At 34.0% G+C, this 18,209-nt stretch carries 15 protein-coding genes; 7 read left to right on the forward strand and 8 right to left on the reverse strand.

Annotated elements, in window-relative coordinates:
- Nucleotides 1–38 precede the first annotated feature (38 nt).
- The 5 genes from NYQ10_RS04545 to NYQ10_RS04565 all read right to left on the reverse strand — a co-directional run bounded on the left by NYQ10_RS04545 (nt 39) and on the right by NYQ10_RS04565 (nt 8,166).
- Nucleotides 39–4,298, reverse strand: a complete 4,260-nt coding sequence (locus NYQ10_RS04545) for a PorP/SprF family type IX secretion system membrane protein (RefSeq protein WP_289879088.1) — start codon at nt 4,296–4,298, stop codon at nt 39–41.
- A gap of 1 nt (nt 4,299) precedes the next feature.
- The gene (sprC, locus tag NYQ10_RS04550) at nt 4,300–5,724 is read right to left on the reverse strand and encodes a gliding motility protein SprC (protein ID WP_289879089.1); all 1,425 of its coding nucleotides are present in this window, start codon (nt 5,722–5,724) and stop codon (nt 4,300–4,302) included.
- Complete coding sequence (locus NYQ10_RS04555) at nt 5,721–6,128, reverse strand: hypothetical protein (RefSeq protein ID WP_289879090.1); 408 nt, start codon at nt 6,126–6,128, stop codon at nt 5,721–5,723. Before NYQ10_RS04555 ends, sprC begins: the two co-directional genes overlap by 4 nt.
- A gap of 102 nt (nt 6,129–6,230) precedes the next feature.
- On the reverse strand, nt 6,231–7,520 hold the full coding sequence (locus NYQ10_RS04560) for a hypothetical protein (protein WP_289879091.1): 1,290 nt from the start codon (nt 7,518–7,520) through the stop codon (nt 6,231–6,233).
- 193 nt (nt 7,521–7,713) lie between these two features.
- Nucleotides 7,714–8,166 carry a hypothetical protein gene (locus tag NYQ10_RS04565; protein ID WP_184158860.1) on the reverse strand — a complete coding sequence of 151 codons (453 nt, stop codon included), beginning with the start codon at nt 8,164–8,166 and terminating at the stop codon, nt 7,714–7,716.
- 435 nt (nt 8,167–8,601) lie between these two features.
- Here NYQ10_RS04565 and NYQ10_RS04570 point away from each other — a divergent pair, with 435 nt between their 5' ends.
- The 4 genes from NYQ10_RS04570 to recA all read left to right on the forward strand — a co-directional run bounded on the left by NYQ10_RS04570 (nt 8,602) and on the right by recA (nt 11,931).
- Nucleotides 8,602–9,750, forward strand: coding sequence for an ATP-binding protein (locus NYQ10_RS04570; protein ID WP_276171596.1), 1,149 nt, complete (start codon nt 8,602–8,604; stop codon nt 9,748–9,750).
- A 7-nt stretch (nt 9,751–9,757) separates the two neighbouring features.
- The gene (locus tag NYQ10_RS04575; RefSeq protein WP_184158858.1) at nt 9,758–10,141 is read left to right on the forward strand and encodes a DoxX family protein; all 384 of its coding nucleotides are present in this window, start codon (nt 9,758–9,760) and stop codon (nt 10,139–10,141) included.
- 113 nt (nt 10,142–10,254) lie between these two features.
- On the forward strand, nt 10,255–10,764 hold the full coding sequence (locus NYQ10_RS04580) for an acyl-CoA thioesterase (RefSeq protein WP_111284243.1): 510 nt from the start codon (nt 10,255–10,257) through the stop codon (nt 10,762–10,764).
- Nucleotides 10,765–10,923: 159 nt separating this feature from the next.
- Nucleotides 10,924–11,931, forward strand: a complete 1,008-nt coding sequence (gene recA, locus NYQ10_RS04585) for a recombinase RecA (RefSeq protein WP_223706460.1) — start codon at nt 10,924–10,926, stop codon at nt 11,929–11,931.
- A 551-nt stretch (nt 11,932–12,482) separates the two neighbouring features.
- Here recA and NYQ10_RS04590 read toward each other — a convergent pair.
- Together NYQ10_RS04590 and NYQ10_RS04595 are read right to left on the reverse strand one after the other, a co-directional pair.
- The gene (locus NYQ10_RS04590; RefSeq protein ID WP_289879092.1) at nt 12,483–13,226 is read right to left on the reverse strand and encodes a lysophospholipid acyltransferase family protein; all 744 of its coding nucleotides are present in this window, start codon (nt 13,224–13,226) and stop codon (nt 12,483–12,485) included.
- Between the two features lie 147 nt (nt 13,227–13,373).
- Nucleotides 13,374–13,751, reverse strand: coding sequence for a GxxExxY protein (locus NYQ10_RS04595; RefSeq protein WP_289879093.1), 378 nt, complete (start codon nt 13,749–13,751; stop codon nt 13,374–13,376).
- A gap of 254 nt (nt 13,752–14,005) precedes the next feature.
- On the opposite strand from NYQ10_RS04595, the gene trpS reads away from it, so the two are divergent.
- Nucleotides 14,006–14,980, forward strand: a complete 975-nt coding sequence (gene trpS, locus NYQ10_RS04600; protein WP_289879094.1) for a tryptophan--tRNA ligase — start codon at nt 14,006–14,008, stop codon at nt 14,978–14,980.
- A gap of 248 nt (nt 14,981–15,228) precedes the next feature.
- On the opposite strand, the gene dprA is transcribed toward trpS, so the two are convergent.
- Nucleotides 15,229–16,329, reverse strand: coding sequence for a DNA-processing protein DprA (gene dprA, locus NYQ10_RS04605; protein WP_289879095.1), 1,101 nt, complete (start codon nt 16,327–16,329; stop codon nt 15,229–15,231).
- Between the two features lie 238 nt (nt 16,330–16,567).
- On the opposite strand from dprA, the gene NYQ10_RS04610 reads away from it, so the two are divergent.
- Nucleotides 16,568–17,539: an SPOR domain-containing protein gene (locus tag NYQ10_RS04610; RefSeq protein ID WP_289879096.1), complete on the forward strand. Its 972-nt coding sequence runs from the start codon at nt 16,568–16,570 to the stop codon at nt 17,537–17,539.
- A 123-nt stretch (nt 17,540–17,662) separates the two neighbouring features.
- A complete protein-coding gene (locus tag NYQ10_RS04615; protein ID WP_289879097.1) occupies nt 17,663–18,100 on the forward strand; it encodes a hypothetical protein in 438 nt (145 codons plus the stop codon).
- Nucleotides 18,101–18,209 lie beyond the last annotated feature (109 nt).

The raw sequence follows: 18,209 nt of genomic DNA on the forward strand, positions 1-18,209 counted from the left end.
TATCCATATCGCGAAGAGAGACTATTTATTTTTCTTTATTAATTCTCCACTTTTACAATGGCCATTCTTCCGTTATAAGGCTTATTGCCTTTTGCTTCCAATGCTTTTGTAGCTTCTTGTAAACCATCAAACTTCTCGTAGTAGATGTAATATTTACTTGTTGTTACATTGTAGAAGAAATTAATATCTGTACGTCCGGCAGCTACCGCTTTTGTTAAGAACTCATCACGTTTTTGAACACTGTTATGAACTGCAAGAATTAAATAATAACCACTATCAGAATTTTTAATATTCTTAATAATCTGCATATTTGACTGCTCTTCACCAAAATCAAAATCATTTGCTGTCAATGGCGTATTACTTATTTTCGTTGTTTCTTTTATACGTTTAAGAGCCGCAACGTCCTGCGCATATCTTCCTTGATCATTTTCGTAAGCTGCACGTTTAATTCTACGTTTACGCTCAATTTCTGTTTCAGTTTTGATACGCTCCAAATCTGCTATTAAGGCAGCACCTTGCTGTTCCATTCTCAACTGAGCCGCTTTCAACTCGTTTATCTTTTCTAAATAAGCCTTGTTTAAAGGATCATTTTTAGGGAACTTTTTAAGTCTGTCATTGTATAGATTAGTCATTTTCGCAATCTCATTTTTCATGCTAGTATTTGCGTCGGCAATCTGCAATTTCAATGCTTCAATTTGACTATTTTCTGCCGCTACACTTTTGAATGGTTTTGGCTCTCTATAAATTCCTTTTTCACTTAAATCATTCTCCTCTTTTAAGTCATTTAAGTCTTTTTGTTTATTAGCAACTGTGGCTGTAAACTGTGCTAATAACTCATTCTGCATTTTACTTGTATTAGCAATCGATGCCGTCAATTCTTCAATTGCTTTTGCTGTTGCGTCTTTGTTAGCTGCTTCTGCTGCCAATCTAGCTTTTTCTGCCTCAGCATCTGCTTTCGCTTTAGCCTCAGCCGCTAATCTTTCTTGGCGAGCTTGCTCTTCCAATCTTGCTTTCTCTTCAGCAGCTTGTTGTAATTTCAACGCATCTGCATCCGCTTTGGCTTTTGCTTCTGCTGCTAATCTTGTTTTCTCAGCTTCAGCGTCAGCTTTTACTTTCGCATCTGCAGCCAATTTCGCTAAACGAGCTTCTTCAGCTAATCTTACTTTTTCTTCAGCAGCTTGTTTTACTTTCAATGCGTCTGCATCGGCTTTGGCTTTTGCTTCTGCTGCCAATCTAGCTTTCTCTGCTTCGGCGTCTGCTTTTGCTTTAGCATCAGCTGCCAATTTAGCCTGACGTGCCTCTTCTGCTAATCTTGCTTTTTCATCTGCTGCTTGTTTTGCTTTTAATGCTTCAGCATCTGCTTTCGCTTTTGCGTCGGCAGCTAATTTTGCTTGACGTGCATTTTCCTCATCTTGTAATCTCTTAGTTTCAGCATCTGCTTTGGCTTTTGCTGTAGCTTCAGCATCCGCTTTAACTTTTGCATCTGCTAATAATTTTGCTTGTAAAGCTGCCATGTCTGCTTTTGCTTTTGCATCTGCAGCTAATTTCGCTTCTAATGCTTCTGCATCTGCCTTCGCTTTAGCATCAGCTGCCAATTTAGCTTGACGAGCTTCTTCATCTTGTTTTGCTTTCAATGCTTCCGCATCAGCTTTTGCTTTAGCATCTGCCGCTAATTTCGCTTGACGAGCCTCTTCTGCCAATCTTGCTTTCTCTTCAGCGGCTTGTTTTACTTTTAATGCTTCTGCATCCGCTTTTGCTTTTGCTTCAGCGGCCAATCTTGCTTTTTCTGCTTCAGCATCAGCTTTGGCTTTTGCGTCCGCTGCTAATTTAGCTTGGCGAGCATCTTCTGCTTCTTGTAATTTTTTAGCCTCTGCTTCAGCTTTTGCTTTTGCAGTAGCTTCGGCATCCGCTTTAACTCTTGCGTCCGCTATTAGTTTAGCTTGTAAAGCTTCCATATCTGCCTTCGCTTTTGCGTCTGCTGCTAATCTTGCTTTCTCTGCTTCGGCATCGGCTTTTGCTTTTGTTTCAGCAGCTAATCTTGCTTTTTCTGCTTCCGCATCCGCTTTTGCTTTTGCGTCTGCTGCTAATTTAGCTTTGGCAGCGGCTTCTGCATCTGCTTTCGCTTTTGCATCTGCAACTAATTTTGCCTGAAGAGCTTCTGCATCTGCCTTCGCTTTTGCATCAGCAGCTAATTTAGCTTGGCGAGCTTCTTCAGCTTGTTTTATTTTTAACGCTTCTGCATCTGCTTTTGCTTTCGCTTCAGCAGCAATAAGAGCTTGTCTTGCTTCTTCGTCGGCTTTTGCTTTTGCTTCTGCTGCTAATCTTTCTTTTTGTGCTGCTTCTTCAGCGGCTTTTGCTTTCGCGTCAGCGGCAAGTTTTGCTTTGTTTGCTGCATCAATAGATGCTTTAGTTTTAGCTTCTGCTGCAGCTTTTGCTTTCGCTTCTGCTGCTAATCTTGCTTGCAATGCATCTGAATCTGCTTTCGCTTTTGCATCAGCAGCTAAAATAGACTGCATATCTGCCTCTGCTGCTTTTGCTTTTGCATCTGCTTTACGTTTAGCTTCAGCAGCGTCTGCTTTTGCTTTATTATCTGCAATAAGTTTAATTCTTGCAGCTTCCGCATCCGCTTTTGCTTTTTCAGCGGCTGCTAATCTTGCTTGTCTTGCAGCTTCTGCATCTGCTTTCGCTTTATCTGCAGCTAATTGCGCTGCTGTTTTTTGCGGTGCAGGAGCTGGTTTCGCCGCTTCAGCTTTTGCTTTTGCTGCTGTTTCTGCATCGGCTTTAGCTTTTGCATCTGCTGCTAATTTCAATTTCATAGCTTCTGCATCAGCTTTCGCTTTATCAGCAGCCAATTGTGCTTGTGTTTTTGGTGCAGCTGCAGCTGGTTTGTTGGCTGCTGCTTTTGCTCTTGCAGCAGCGGCAGCATCTACTCTTGCTTTATTGTCTGCAACCAATTTAATTCTACGCTCTTCTGCATCAGCTCTAGCTTTGTCTGCTGCTAATTGCGCTTGTGTTTTCTGAGTTGTAGCAACGGCTCTATTTGCTGTTGCAGTTTGTGCTCTAGCTGCAGCCGCGGCATCTGCTTTGGCTTTAGCTTCGGCAGCTAATTTTATTTTAACAGCTTCAGCATCTGCTTTTGCTTTATTATCTGCTTCTAATTTTGCTTTTGCTGCAGCTTCGGCATCAGCCTTAACTTTTTCTGATGCAGCAAGTCTAGCTTGTCTAGCTTCGGCATCGGCTTTTGCTTTCGCTTCAGCGGCCAATCTTGTTTTTTCAGCAACATCTTCTCTTGCTACTTTTGCAGTTGTAGATGGTTTAGCCATTACTGGTTTTGGTTTTGCAGGATCTATCAATGATCCTTCATCTTCATCTGCGTAATAGTAATTTCTGTTTTTGAATCTGTAGGCAATGGCAAATTCATGAGAACCGCCTAGATTAGAGAAATTGCCCATTCCTCTTTCGTAATTATATTCAATAGAAATACTTGGAGAAATATTAACCCCAAGTCCTCCTGAAACACCATATAAAGTGTTATATCCAGCTTGTGCCCAAATTCCTTGTTGTAAAGTCAGCATAGCAAGACCAGAAATAACGGTTTTGTCTTTTTTAATTTCTGTTCTAACAATTCCAGAAAATTTACTTCTGTCAAAGAATCCGTAACTGTCAATATATCCTGTGTACATCGCGTGCAACTGGATGGCTCTTTCTGGATCTTCTTTTACCATTCCACCGCCAAAATTGTACAGTATTAAATTATTAACCGATAATCCGAAATCTAAAAATTCAGTTCCGTAATTAATTCCTGGATTAACTGTTAGCAAAGTGCTCGAAGGATATTCTCCAATCAAGATATCAGAATCATCAGATATAATTTTTCCTTTGTTTAAACCACTTTGATAAGCACCTACATTTAAACCAAAAGTTAAGTTACTATCTTGATCAAGGGAAATATTATGAGCAAAATTGGCAATTCCGCCAAAAACGGTCATTAACCCATAATTTTGCTGAAATAAGCCAATTGCAAAAGCATCGTTTTCTCTAATACGTCCAGAATAATTGGCCAAATAAGTTTGCGGAGCATTATCAAATTGAACCCATTGTCTTTTGTTATAAAAACTTATATACGGATTTGCTTCACGAACAAAACTGAATGTTGGGTTGATTAAATATCTATTAAATTTTAAAGAATTTCTAATGGGTAATGAAAACGAAACAACTCCATCCTCATTAGCATTTTGAGAATAGAGTACATTTGAAAAGCCGTAAAATAAAGTGATGAATAGTAGGATTTTCTTCATATTATTTTATAACAGTTATTGATCCTTTTTTTTCACCAGTGTCTGATTGAATGACATAGTAATAAACGGGATTTACATTTTTAAAATCTATATTGTTTTGGGGCCAATCTCCTTGATAATTTACCACATCAAGTACTTTATCTCCGTTTGAACTAATGATAATTACCTTAGTGGCTGCATTTTTATATTCGTCTGGAATATTCCAATACGGATTCATTCCGCTTAATTTTATAATGTTTGGAATAACACTTGCTGGACCAGAATCGCCATTAATTCTAAATGAAAACTCTTTGTTAGCAATACAACCTGATGCTTGAGAAATTTTTACTTTATAATTACCTTTTACAGAAACAGTATAAGAACTTCCTGTTTCTCCAGAAATTAAATTATTATTTAAATACCACTCAAAAGTTGGACTTGTAGCATCTGTTGTAACATTTACGCTTAAGGTTTCACCTTCACTTAACTTATATCCATCTTGAACATCAATACTTGCATCAAAGCCATTGCTTTGAAGATTGATTGTTCCTGTAGCACTACATCCTCCAAAATCAACTTCTACAGAGTAAGAGCCAGATTCGTTGGTAGAATATGTTCTGTTTGTTGCGCCAGTAATAATTGCACCGTCTTTTTTCCACTGGTATTTGTTTCCAGAAGTTGCTGTTAAAATAGTTCCTGTACCGCTAGCACAAAAAGGATTTCCTAAGCTTGAACTAATTGTTACTGCACTACTTGAAGAAGAATTTCCAACTGCAATATGGTTAGAACTAAAATTGGCATCTGTACAAGATCCGTAATCTATAGTTGCATAATAATCTCCGGCTGCATTTACCGTTAACGTTTTACCACTTTGTCCTGCAATAACAACATTGTCTTTATACCAGATATATTTAAGATTTGGGTAATTTACTGGTGAATTTGTGCCACTATCTACCGATAAAGTAAGACTTCCTCCTGCACAAATTGTTGCGTTTGTATCTTTGTTATTGATTGAAAAAGTAGATTCGTAAACTTTAAAATAAGCTGGAAAAGAAGTATTTCCAGCTGAATTTCTAAATCTTGTACTTGTAGTTGTACCAGAACTTTTAACTCTTAACCCGTAAGTTTCAGAACCTACCAAATTAGTCGGAACGGCAAATTTAATAGTCTTTTGCGTTGCAGAAACATCTATGGTTTGAAGTAAAGTTGTAGCAATTGGATTATTTGAACTATCTAAAAGTTCAATAGTAAACGTTGTTCCTTCAGGAAAATTAACGTAACTAAAGGTTGCAAAAAATTCATTAAAAGAGCTACCCGCACACAACTTATCTAAGCCATCTAATTGCGCTGGCACGATAGTTTGAGCATGCAGGTTTCCTTTAGCAAAAAACATAATGCTAAGTAAAAAGAAAACTTTAAAGAAAGATAAAGTAGTTTTTTGAATCATATAGTGCGTGTTCTTGCTAGGTCGATACGCTCAAAAAACAAAATATCAATGAATGTTTCTGAAAAATCATATTTGTAGTTTTCAATAATATCTTTTGCTAAAATTGAAGTTGCTGCAAATGATGAATCCTCATTACAATCGTTAGATACCGTATTGGTTTCAGCTACTATAGTAAGGCTGTCCTTGGGGGTGGACATCCCTACTATAAACTGATTAAATTTGTCTGAATTGCTGTTTTTTAATACAGCCTTAGTACTTTTCTGGTTAGCATTACATAAAGTTAACACGCACTCAGAATCAGCAGCCTGTGTAGGTTTTCCTGCTGTATTCTGTGCATATAGAGTTAACGATATAGGCGAAACCAAAAATATTATATATAAAAAATATTTTTTCGTAGATACCATTATGTCTTGATCTTTATTTGGGGTCCTTTAACGATACATAAATTGTGTCTGGGGACTTTATTAATAAAATTTACGCGAGGGAATAAAAATCGAAACTATTATCTATTTACCGCTTGAAGCCGTGATTTTTCCTAATTGTAATCTGAAATCTGGTTTTTTAGGATTGAAGATATCAATGAAAGTTTCTTTGTTGTCACTTTGAGAGTAAACGTTAAAGAAAATACTATTTCCGTACCAGCTTTCTAAATCTTCATTATTAGAATTGTATTCAGTAAAGATGTTTCCATTACATAAATTGAAATACATTTCCTCAAATTTGATTTTTTTAAGGTTGGCGTCATTGATTTCTGTTTTGCTGTCTAATAATACTGCAGGGTTAAATCCAGAGATTACACTTCTTTTCATTTCTAAAGAAGCATTTTCTGCAACGTAAACAGCTTCTTTTACTAAACCTGCTTGAATATCAGCTTTAATATTTTCACTGTCATTTACCATCGTAATATTACTAGCAACAACTAAAGTTTGTTTTTTAGTAAAATCTGTTTCACTTTTCTTTTCAAAAGATCTAACTTCCATACAACGAGATCCATCTTTAGTACTAGAGAAGTAAGAAGATCTTACTGCTAAAGAGTTAAAGAAACGACATTGTACTCCTTGAGAAAATTTAAAGTCATCATTAACTGATTTATAAGAAACGAATTTTGTAGCATTTAAGTCACCACCTAAAACTCCGAATGAGTCTCCTCCAGCGTAACTAACCATGATATTTTCTAGAACTGTTTTGTTTCCAACACCAGCAAGAGTTAAACCGTTGAAAGTGTCTACACCTTTAACTTTTTTACCAGCGAACTCAATTCTAACGAATCTTAAAATTCCAGAATTTGAAGCCACGTTATCTCCACCGTAGGTAGTAAGAGTTGGGTCAAGGTCAAGGTTGTAAGAACCTACATTTCCAAATTTGTTAATTGGAGCATCTCCAAGAACTACAATTCCACCCCAATCACCAGCTTTTTTCATGCTTCTGTTTGAAGTAAATACAATTGGATCTGTTTCTAAACCGTCTGCAACTAGTTGTGCACCTTTTGTAATTACTAATGTTCCTTTAGTTTCAAAGTCACCAATAATTACTGTACCTGGCTCAATAGTCAAAACAGCATTGTTTGTAACGTATACGTTTCCTTGCAAAACGTAGATGTTTCTTTTCAGCAATTTAGTATTAACAGAAATATTTCCTGCTAAAATTTGGTTTGCTTCTCCATAGTCTACTTTGTTAGGCTTAAATTCGGTCCAGTTGTTTAACCAATTAGTGTAGCCCATAATTCCTTTCTCTTGTTGAGCATTCATACTCGCTACTGTCAAAAGAACGCAGATTAATTGAGTAATTTTTTTCATGATAAGGGGGTATTACGGTTAATAATAAATTTGGGTATGCGTAAACGAAAAAACTCCTCTCGAATTTTCCAAAAATTTCAGAACCTTCGAGAATGAGTCTTTTTTTATTTTGTTTTTCGAAAGCATTCCACATTAGATTTTCTGAATCTACGTAAACGCTTCGAAAAAGGTTTTAAAAAAAATTAAGCATTTATTACATTTCGTTCAAATCGTTGAACTCGTGTAATGATTTCAATGTACTTTCGTAAAATAAAATAGCAGCGATAAGATTTCCTTTATCAGAATAAGGCATCATTTTTCTTTGAAACTCAACAGTAGTATCTAAGAAAGTTGAAGTACCAACTGCCTGAGCATCTAAGATTTTTTTGTGATCGCCATCGTCTGGAATACCTAAGTCCGCCATTGTAACTCCTGGCTTAGTAACCAAAGCAATGTAAGGGAGAGTTTTTACTAAAACTTTAATACGCTCAATGTATAATTCCAAAAGTTCACCTTTTTGCATACCACTCAATTCTTTTTGATCATGGTATTTACGGATAAGAGCCGTTGTACTGATAATACTTCTAGGAGCATTCTTTGCCTGTGCTGAAACAGCAGCAGTAGTTAAGATAAAAAAAGCACTTAATAGAGTAATTTTCCCTTTCATAGATTCTTATTTTATAATTGGTTGTTGATAAAAACAAAAATATAGAAATTAACTTAATTAACAACTCTAATGGATTTTTTTTTCAAAATATTTTCTTAAAAAAAGCTTAAAAACCAGCGTTATGTCGAGAAAATGTGCGTTTTAACGCTCTTTTTGTTAAAACTGCTAAGGCTTAAAAAGTAAGGTATTCGCTATAAAAAATAAAATTCTCAAACTTTAAATAATCAAAAAAACCTTACGTTTAGCGTTTTTTGAAAAAAAATATTAACAAAAACATCTTGATAAATGCTCAGGTTGAGATGTTTATTAACAAAATTATATCTAGATCAAAACAAAAAAATGGCTGTTTTAAGTTTGTAATTTGAAAATTATAGCTAAGCGAGAAACTTTATCCCTAAAATTTTTGACTACATCATTTTCTGCTATCTTTGCTCCATGCAATTTTCTCAAATTTTAGGTCAAGATTACATCAAAAGCCACTTGACAAAAAGTGCTGCATCTGGTAGAATTCCACATGCACAATTATTTGTTGGTCCAGAAGGAAGCGGAACATTAATTACCGCAATTGCTTATGCTCAGTACATTTTGTGTAGCAATACTGGCAACGAAAATTCGAACGGAAACGATTCCTGCAATCTGAAGTTCGACAACATTTCTCATCCAGATCTGCATTTTATTTACCCGACTGTTACGACCGAAGATGTCAAAACAAAACCCAAAAGTTTAGATTTTATTCAAGACTGGCGAAGCTTTATTCAAGAAATGCCTTACGGTGGTTTATTCGATTGGTATAAAATTCTTGGCGTACAAAACAAACAGGGAGAAATTCGAGTAGAAGATGCTCAAGAAGTTTTAAAATCGCTTGCGCTAAAATCTTACGAAGGCGGTTATAAAATCATGATTATCTGGATGGCCGATAAAATGAATATTGCGGCATCAAACAAACTCCTGAAACTTTTAGAAGAACCATCAGATAAAACCATGTTTATTCTGATTTCTGAAAACGAAGAAGATATTATTCAGACCATACGTTCTCGTTGTCAGGTAATTCACTTTAATGCTCTTCCTGAGAAAGTTATCGCCGAAGCTTTGGTTGCACAAGAAAATATAGATCTGAATTTAGCCAAAAAGATTGCACATCAAGCACAAGGAAATTTTAATAAAGCTTTGCATTTGCTAAAAGAAGACGATGATGAATTTCCGTTTGAACAATGGTTTGTTAATTGGGTTCGCGCCGCTTTTAGAGCAAAAGGAAATGCTGCTGCCATTCAGGATTTAATTTCATGGAGCGAACAAATTGCTGCGCTGGGACGCGAAAGCCAGAAAAAATTTATTCAATATTGCATCGAAATGTTCCGACAAGCTTTGATGTTAAATTATCAAGCGCCAAGTTTGGTTTACATCGAACCAAAAGTCGATAAGTTTAAACTGGAAAATTTTGCTCCTTTTGTAAACGGAAATAACATTCATGAAATTTTCAAAGAACTTTCAGATGCGATGTATCACATTGAAAGAAACGGAAATGCAAAAATAATTTTAACCGATTTATCCATCAAATTAACTCGTTTAATTCATAAAAAATAAAATTCAAATGAACAATGTTGCCTCCATTTTGCTTTTGGCTTTTTTAGCTTTGACTTTCTTACAATCGGGTTACGAAAAAATTTTTTATTGGAAAGATAATGTAGCTTGGCTAAAAGAACATTTTGCTAAAACTCCTTTAAAAAATCAAGTTCCGCTTGCTCTTTTGCATTTGTTGATTTTAGAATTAATTTCAGGAATTTTATGTGTTGTCGGAGGTATTCAGCTTTTAACAAATAACGGAAGAGAATTTGGTTTTTACGGAGCAATATTTTCTTGTATCTGTTTGTTAATGATGCTTTTCGGACAAAGACTTGCTAAAGATTACGATGGTGCGAGAACCATTGTTATTTATTTTATACCTGCTGTAATGGCGGTTTATTGGTTGAACTAAAATATGCCACAGATTTCACAGATTTCCACAGATTTTTTTAATCATTTTAATCTGCGAAATCTGTGGCAAAAAAAGCCTTTTTTTGGGCGTTAAAACAAATTTTATTTAAAAAAATGAATCCAAAACATCCTTCAGAATCTTTAACTATTTTAACTGATTTAGTTTTACCGAGCGAAACAAATCCTTTAAACAATCTTTTTGGTGGCGAATTATTAGCCAGAATGGATCGTGCTGCAAGTATTGCGGCTCGCAGACATTCGCGCCGAATTGTAGTGACCGCTTCTGTAAATCACGTTGCTTTTAACAGAGCCATTTCGCTTGGAAGCGTTGTAACTGTAGAAGCAAAAGTCTCAAGATCATTCAAAAGTTCTATGGAAGTTTTTATTGATGTTTGGGTAGAAGATCGCGAATCTGGAAACAGAACAAAAGCAAACGAAGCAATTTATACTTTCGTTGCCGTTGATGACACCGGAAGACCAGTTGAAGTTCCAGCAATTGTTCCAGAAACAGAACTTGAAATTCAGCGTTTTGATGCTGCGCTTCGTCGTAAACAGTTGAGTTTACTGCTTGCAGGAAAAATAAAACCGTCTGATGCTACCGAATTAAAAGCTTTATTTTTATAGAAAAGTTGTGACAATTTGGAACAATTTGCCGCAATCAAACTCGGAAAAAAAGAACTAATTTTACAATCTCTAAAGTTGCAACAAATAAATAAAGAAGTTTTTTCTTACTTTTGTTTATACGGCTAAAAAAATAACAATTAAGATAATTAATATAAAAAGATGAGTTCAGAAAAAGAAGCCAAATTAAAAGCGTTACAATTAACGCTTGATAAACTTGACAAAACCTACGGAAAAGGAACCGTAATGAAAATGGGCGACAGAGCCATTGTAGAAGTAGAAACGATTTCTTCTGGCTCACTTGGCGTTGATTTAGCACTTGGTGTAAACGGATATCCAAAAGGAAGAATTATAGAAATATATGGTCCAGAATCTTCTGGAAAAACTACTTTGACGCTTCATGCAATTGCCGAAGCTCAAAAAGCGGGCGGTATTGCTGCCTTTATCGATGCGGAACACGCTTTCGATAGAAATTATGCAGAAAAATTAAATGTAGATATTGAGAATTTAATCATTTCTCAACCAGACAACGGAGAACAGGCTTTAGAAATTGCTGAAAACCTAATTCGTTCTGGTGCAATTGATATCGTGGTAATTGACTCGGTAGCAGCTTTAACACCGAAAAGTGAAATTGAAGGCGAAATGGGAGATTCTAAAATGGGACTTCATGCGCGATTAATGTCTCAAGCTTTAAGAAAACTTACTGGAACTATCAGTAAAACAAATTGTACTGTATTCTTTATCAACCAGCTTCGTGAAAAAATTGGTGTAATGTTCGGAAATCCAGAAACTACAACTGGAGGTAACGCACTTAAATTTTACGCTTCTGTACGTTTAGATATTCGTCGTTCGGCTCAAATTAAAGACGGTGAAAACGTAATTGGTAACAGAACTAAAGTTAAAATCGTTAAAAATAAAGTGGCACCGCCTTTTAAAACTGCCGAATTCGATATTATGTACGGAGAAGGAGTTTCTAAAACTGGTGAAATTCTAGATTTAGCCGTAGAATTTGACATCGTTAAAAAAGCAGGATCTTGGTTCAGCTACGGCGATACAAAATTAGGTCAAGGACGTGACGCTGTTAAAACTTTAATTAAAGACAATCCAGAACTTGCTGACGAACTAGAAGTTAAAATTAAAGAACATATCAAAGAATTAGCAAACGCTTAATATCATAAAGTCAACAAAAGACTTATTATAAAACCCTGACAATTGTCGGGGTTTTTTATTTTTCAAAAAAAAAAGAATTTTAGACGCAACCATTTCATTAATTCACCATCTTTTAAAAAAAGTGGTCTGCTTATTCGATACTGCCATATATCAATTTGCAGGTTTTTTTTAGAATTTACATTGGTTGGTTATTTGAATTAAAATCCGTTAGTTGTTTGGTGCTAACGGATTTTTACTCAGCACTTTATTTTTTTCATTTTACACGCAACCTTTTTTATTTTTCTTCATCTATAATAATGTGACGTTAACTTGAGTTATAACTAAACTCTTTATTATCAACCATTAATATTTTTAACCATGAAAGAAAAAATAGAATTGTTGTACAATAAAAACCGAAGAAAAACCAGATTGAAATTTAAAAAAGTATTACGTTTTATTTCGGAAAAAATAATTCATAGATAAATTTTGAATAAAAATGGGGGTTTTTAATTCAAAATAAAAGCCGGTAGATTTAAGTAGATCTACCGGCTTTTCTGTTTTTTATTTTCAAATTACTTTTTATTAAAAGCAATTAAAGCATCGTATATAATATTTCTAACTCTGTCTTTCAGTTCTTTTCTATGGTCAATAGTTAAACCTTCTGTTTCAATAAATGGCAAAATTCTAGCGCGCATTTTCCCTGGACTTCCGCTTAAAAAAGTATACGAAAAACGTTCTTTATTATCTGGAAAAACAATCGGCACAATCGGAATCTGGTGATCTATTGCTAATCTAAAAGCGCCATCTTTAAATTCGTCAAGCAAAACACTTTCATCATCTGGAACGCCGCCTTCTGGAAAAATACAAATACTTAAACCTTGATTTAAGCGGCTTTGAGCTCTTTTAAAAACTTCATTTTTACTTCTAGATGAATTTCTATCAACCAAAATACAGGTTCTTTTGTAGAAAAATCCAAAAAGCGGAATCTTCACTAATTCTTTCTTTCCAACAAAAACAAACGGATTTTTAATTAAAGCCAGCATAAGCATAATATCGGTCATCGATGTATGATTTGCCACAATCATATAACTTTTGCCTTTAATGAGCTTCTGTTCGCGTTTTACGATATAATAGAAACCCATTCCGAAAAGAATAAATTTAGCCCAAACGCGAGCCATTTTGAAAAAATAAGGATAACCTTTCTCTGAAATAATAGAAATCAGTAAAAACGGCAGCATTATAATAATCGGAACCGCCATTACGACGTAAAACCAAACGCGCCAAAGAATCCAAAAAGCAATTTTTAATATTTTCATAGTTTCAAATGTAGTAAAACCGAAGTGAATATTGATAAAGATTTTTTTTAGTCTATTCCTTTTTTAACGCAAAGAGCGCAAAGGGTTTTCGCAAAGCAAAGAAGTTTCTTTTGAGAATCGTTTTGCTATAAGTTTGCAAAGCTTTGCTTATAAGTTATTTGCAACTCTCCTTATACCATTTTTTAAAAGGATTTCGCTAAAATTTATGAGTAAACCTAGTTTGTAATTTCCAAGTCTTAAGTATGTTAGTGTTTGTGCCAAATGGTTGGAAGTTAATGATTCTACACTTTTTATTTCGATTAGAAATTTATTTTCTACAAGTAAATCAACACGATATGCGCAATCAAGCTTAACTTCTTCAAAAACTAATGGTAAAGCTTTCTCTTTTTCAACAAGAAGTCCTCGCTGTTTAATTTTATAAAACAGACATTCTTTATATACGTTTTCTAATAAACCAGGTCCAAGTTTTTTATGAATTTCAATAGCTAGTCCAATAACAATATTTGAGATTTCATTTTCTGTCATAATCAAAAAAACATCAAAATTACATATATTTTTCTTACAATTTTTTTAAAAGATTCTACAAAACTTTACCATAAAAGACAAAGCTTAATGAACTTATAGCAAAGCCATTCTTCAAAAAAATATAACTTCTTTCCTTTGCGAAAACCCTTTGCGCTCTTTGCGTTAAAAATAACCTCAAAACATTGTGATAAACCTTTACTCACTTTGCGGTTAAAAAAAACATCACGACATTTGCAATTCAGAAAAAATCTAGAATGGCAAAAATACTTACGGGTGTTCAAAGTACAGGAACACCGCATTTAGGAAATTTATTAGGAGCAATTATTCCAGCAATCGAATTATCAAACAATCCGGCAAACGAATCCTATTTGTTTATTGCTGATTTGCATTCAATCACTCAAATTAAAGATGGAAAAACTTTAAGAGAAAACACCTATAGTACTGCTGCAGCTTGGCTTGCGTGCGGTTTAAATCCTGAAAAAGTTACTTTTTACAGACAATCTGATGTGGTGCAGACTACTGAACTGACTTGGTATTTAAGTTGTTTTTTTCCATTCCAAAGATTGACTTTAGCGCATTCGTTCAAGGATAAAGCAGATCGTTTAGACGACGTAAATGCTGGACTTTTTACCTATCCGATGTTAATGGCTGCTGATATTTTATTATATGATGCTGAATTTGTTCCTGTTGGAAAAGACCAGTTGCAGCATTTAGAAATTACTCGTGATGTTGCTGCACGTTTTAATCACCAAATGGGTGAAACATTCGTTCTTCCAGAAGCTAAAATTCAGGAAAACATTATGTTGATTCCAGGAACAAATGGTGGTAAAATGAGTAAATCTGCCAACAATATCATCAATATTTTCTTGGACGACAAAACCTTACGCAAGCAAGTAATGAGTATTGAAACAGATTCGACGCCACTTGAAGATCCAAAAAACCCAGATACTTGTAATGCTTTTGCTATTTATTCTTTGTTAGCAAATGAAGAGCAAATTGCGCAAATGAGAGCAAATTATTTAGGCGGAAATTATGGTTACGGCCACGCAAAACAAGCTTTGTTTGAATTGATTACAGAGAAATTTAAAACCGAAAGAGAAAAATATAATTACTACATCAATAATCTTGAAGAAGTTGATTCTTTGCTAAAAAAAGGTGCTGAAAAGGCTTCTGTAATTGCAGATGGTGTTTTAGCAAAAGTAAGAGAGGTTTTAGGATTTCAGAAGTAGAAATAAAATCTATTCTTAGAAAATATAACGTTGATCAACTTAAAATTGGTCAACGTTTTTTTTAATTAATTTTCGTAACTTCATATATATTAATCTTTTAAAAAGAAAAAGATGAACAAATACATAGAAGATTACGACATTCCGCCATACTTATTTCAAATTATAAATATACTTTTTGGCGTACTCTTGATTTTTATTCTTTATAAAATATACAAGCATATCAAAAACAAAAAATAAGATTTTCTGCGTTAAATTGACTCAAAAAGTTTTCCAGGTAAAGGTCTTATTAAGCCTTTTAATTCCATATTCAACAAAATGGCTGACATTTTATAAATTGGAAAATCACACTCAACAGCAATAATATCTAATAAATCTTTACCATTTTTTTGAAGAAAATCGTAGATCTTTTGCTCGTCAGGTTCAAGCTCAACAAAAAGTTGTTTCTGAATGTTTTTAGGATTTTCTTTGATATCCCAATTGAGCATATAAATTAAATCGGCAGCATTAGTTAACACATTCGCTTTCTGAGTTTTAATCAGATTATTGCAACCCTGACTATACTTATCTGTTACTCTTCCGGGAACTGCAAACACATCGCGATTGTAGTCGTTTGCCATATTTGCTGTAATTAAAGAACCGCCTTTATCAGCAGATTCAATTACTATGGTTGCCTCCGTCATTCCTGCTACAATCCGATTTCGGCGAACAAACTTTTCTTTATCTGGGTTAGAATCACTCCAAAATTCTGTGATAAAACCACCATTTTCTTCCATTCTTGCCATGTACTTTTTATGCGAACTCGGATAAATACGATTCAACCCATGCGCCAAAACACCAATCGTTTGCAGATTATAATCCATTGCTGCTTGATGTGCAACGATATCAACTCCATACGCAAATCCGCTGACAATTATCGGATCTAAAGGCGCCAAATCTTCAATGAGTTTTCGGCAAAAATCTGTTCCATAAGAAGTTATCTGGCGTGTTCCGACAATACTGATCATTTTCTTTTTCTCAAAATCAATATTTCCTGCGGTGAAAATAAGAATCGGTGCATCAAAACAATGCTTTAATTTTTCTGGATATTTTTGATCCTGAAAATAAGAAACATTGATTTTGTTTTTTCTAATGAATTCCAACTCGTTTTCAGCTTTTTGAAAAATGGTTTTATCCCTTAAATTTTTTAGCAACACCGATCCAATTCCGTCAACTGCTGCTAATTGTGTATTTTTTGCTTTAAAAATATCCGATGCATTTCCAAAAGATTGAAGTAATTTTTTACCCATTATATCTCCCACTCCATCAACTTTTAGCAACGCTAATAAATTAAATAAATCTTGATCGTTCATATTTTTAAAACATTATGTAAAATAGAAAATAATATTTTGTTTTTCTAAAGTGCAAATATGAATAAAATCAAAGTAATTTCTTAATAAATTTTTAATTTAAAAATAAGAAACCTAGGCAAGACAGAGAAATTCAATATTTAAGATACTGATTATTAATTGTCTAAAAATATATCTCAATTGTTAATAAAAATTGTGAATAAAATTTTGATAACTATAAGCGTTGCATAACTTTGTCAATATGAAAATCGAAGTATATATCTCGCAGTTATTGTATCGTTATCAGTGTGTAACGGTTCCAGGATTTGGTGCATTTTTAACCGAAACTCATTCGGCTCAGCTGAATGAAAGCACTAATTCGTTTTTTCCTCCAAAAAAAACCATTTCTTTCAATAGTCGTATCAAAAATAACGACGGTTTGTTGGCAAATCATATTGCCCAGTCAGAAAAAACATCTTACGGATTTGCAGTAAGTGCCATTGCATTTGAAATTACAAATTGGAAAAAATCTTTGGAAGAAGACGGCGTAATCTCTTTGAAAAACATTGGCGAATTACGTTTAAATTCTGAAAACAATATTATTTTCACACCAAACGATCAAACTAATTATTTATCAACTTCTTTTGGATTAAGTCCGTTTGTTTCGCCAATGGTGAAAAAAGAGCTTTTCGAGAAAAAAATCGAAAAAATCGCTGCCAAAGAAAAAGAAGTTGTTTTACTGAATGACAATGAAGAAAGAACAAAATCTTCAAATCCGTTTTTGAAATATGCTGCGATTCTAGTTTTAGGACTTGGAATTTCTGGAAGTATCGGTTATCCATTATATCAAAATCAAATTGAAAATCAGACACTTTTAGTAGAACAAGCAGTTCAGAAAAAAGTTCAGAATAAAATTCAGGAGGCAACATTTTTAATAAAAAATCCGCTTCCGGCAGTTACACTTACTGTAGATTCTGCAAGTGTTGAAACTGCTGAACCAACAATGCCTTATCATATTATGGCTGGTGCTTTTAGAAGCGAACAAAATGCAAAAAAAGCTTACAATCAATTAATTAAAGATGGTTTTAAAGCTAGAATGCTAAAAGAAAACAAACATGGTTTATTTCCTGTTTTGTACGGAAGTTATGCTACAATGAAAGAAGCAGAACAAGCTCAAAAAGAAATACAAAAAGGCGAAAATCCACAAGCTTGGATTCTGGTCGAAAATTTATAAATCTCTGAAATCCCGTTCTTTTGAATGGGATTTTTTTTGTCTTATTCTGTTGTTTTAAAAAAATTAGTCGGGTATTCTTTGAAAATTTCTTCAAATAAATTCGCTTCAAAATTTAAAACAATCATGAATAAAATTTTCACAACATTAGTATTCTTGTTATTACTTAGTTCTCAATCTTTTTTTGCACAACAAATTCAGCCAACTGCGCAGGAATTAGAGTTAAAAAAAAATGAAGCCCAAACTCAAAAAGCGTTAAAAGAAAATCATAAAAAACTGGATGATAGAATCGATCAGCTTAAAAAAGAACGGAAAGAACTGGAAAGTAAAAAGAAAAGCCTTTCGAAATCTGAAAGCAATTTAAAATCTACAAAAGACAAAATCGAAAAACTAGAAATCGCGAATCAAAAAATTGAAAACAAGATAACTACAACTTCTATTTCTGATGAAGAAATTCAAAAGCAAAGAATTAAAACCAAAGAAAATGAAGTCAATATTCAAAAGCTAAAACTGACTCAAATAACTCAAGAAAAAGAACTTGAAAAAGCAATGTCAAGTATTTAATGACGTAGCCATTTCTAAAGACATTTTTTGAAAGCTTCGGAGAAGCGAAATATTTATAGAAAAGAAAAATGTATTACGATAAAAAGCTCCAGCGGAGCGGCATAAATAC

This window comes from Flavobacterium johnsoniae (assembly GCF_030388325.1).
Lineage (GTDB): Bacteria > Bacteroidota > Bacteroidia > Flavobacteriales > Flavobacteriaceae > Flavobacterium > Flavobacterium johnsoniae_C.

Coding starts and splice junctions, on each gene's coding strand:
- NYQ10_RS04615 (WP_289879097.1), top strand. CDS start 17,663: ATGAATAAAATTTTCACAACATTAGTATTCTTGTTATTACTTAGTTCT.
- NYQ10_RS04560 (WP_289879091.1), bottom strand. CDS start 7,520: ATGAAAAAAATTACTCAATTAATCTGCGTTCTTTTGACAGTAGCGAGT.
- NYQ10_RS04565 (WP_184158860.1), bottom strand. CDS start 8,166: ATGAAAGGGAAAATTACTCTATTAAGTGCTTTTTTTATCTTAACTACT.
- trpS (WP_289879094.1), top strand. CDS start 14,006: ATGGCAAAAATACTTACGGGTGTTCAAAGTACAGGAACACCGCATTTA.
- NYQ10_RS04580 (WP_111284243.1), top strand. CDS start 10,255: ATGAATCCAAAACATCCTTCAGAATCTTTAACTATTTTAACTGATTTA.
- sprC (WP_289879089.1), bottom strand. CDS start 5,724: ATGATTCAAAAAACTACTTTATCTTTCTTTAAAGTTTTCTTTTTACTT.
- NYQ10_RS04595 (WP_289879093.1), bottom strand. CDS start 13,751: ATGACAGAAAATGAAATCTCAAATATTGTTATTGGACTAGCTATTGAA.
- dprA (WP_289879095.1), bottom strand. CDS start 16,329: ATGAACGATCAAGATTTATTTAATTTATTAGCGTTGCTAAAAGTTGAT.
- NYQ10_RS04545 (WP_289879088.1), bottom strand. CDS start 4,298: ATGAAGAAAATCCTACTATTCATCACTTTATTTTACGGCTTTTCAAAT.
- NYQ10_RS04590 (WP_289879092.1), bottom strand. CDS start 13,226: ATGAAAATATTAAAAATTGCTTTTTGGATTCTTTGGCGCGTTTGGTTT.
- NYQ10_RS04575 (WP_184158858.1), top strand. CDS start 9,758: ATGAACAATGTTGCCTCCATTTTGCTTTTGGCTTTTTTAGCTTTGACT.
- recA (WP_223706460.1), top strand. CDS start 10,924: ATGAGTTCAGAAAAAGAAGCCAAATTAAAAGCGTTACAATTAACGCTT.
- NYQ10_RS04610 (WP_289879096.1), top strand. CDS start 16,568: ATGAAAATCGAAGTATATATCTCGCAGTTATTGTATCGTTATCAGTGT.
- NYQ10_RS04555 (WP_289879090.1), bottom strand. CDS start 6,128: ATGGTATCTACGAAAAAATATTTTTTATATATAATATTTTTGGTTTCG.
- NYQ10_RS04570 (WP_276171596.1), top strand. CDS start 8,602: ATGCAATTTTCTCAAATTTTAGGTCAAGATTACATCAAAAGCCACTTG.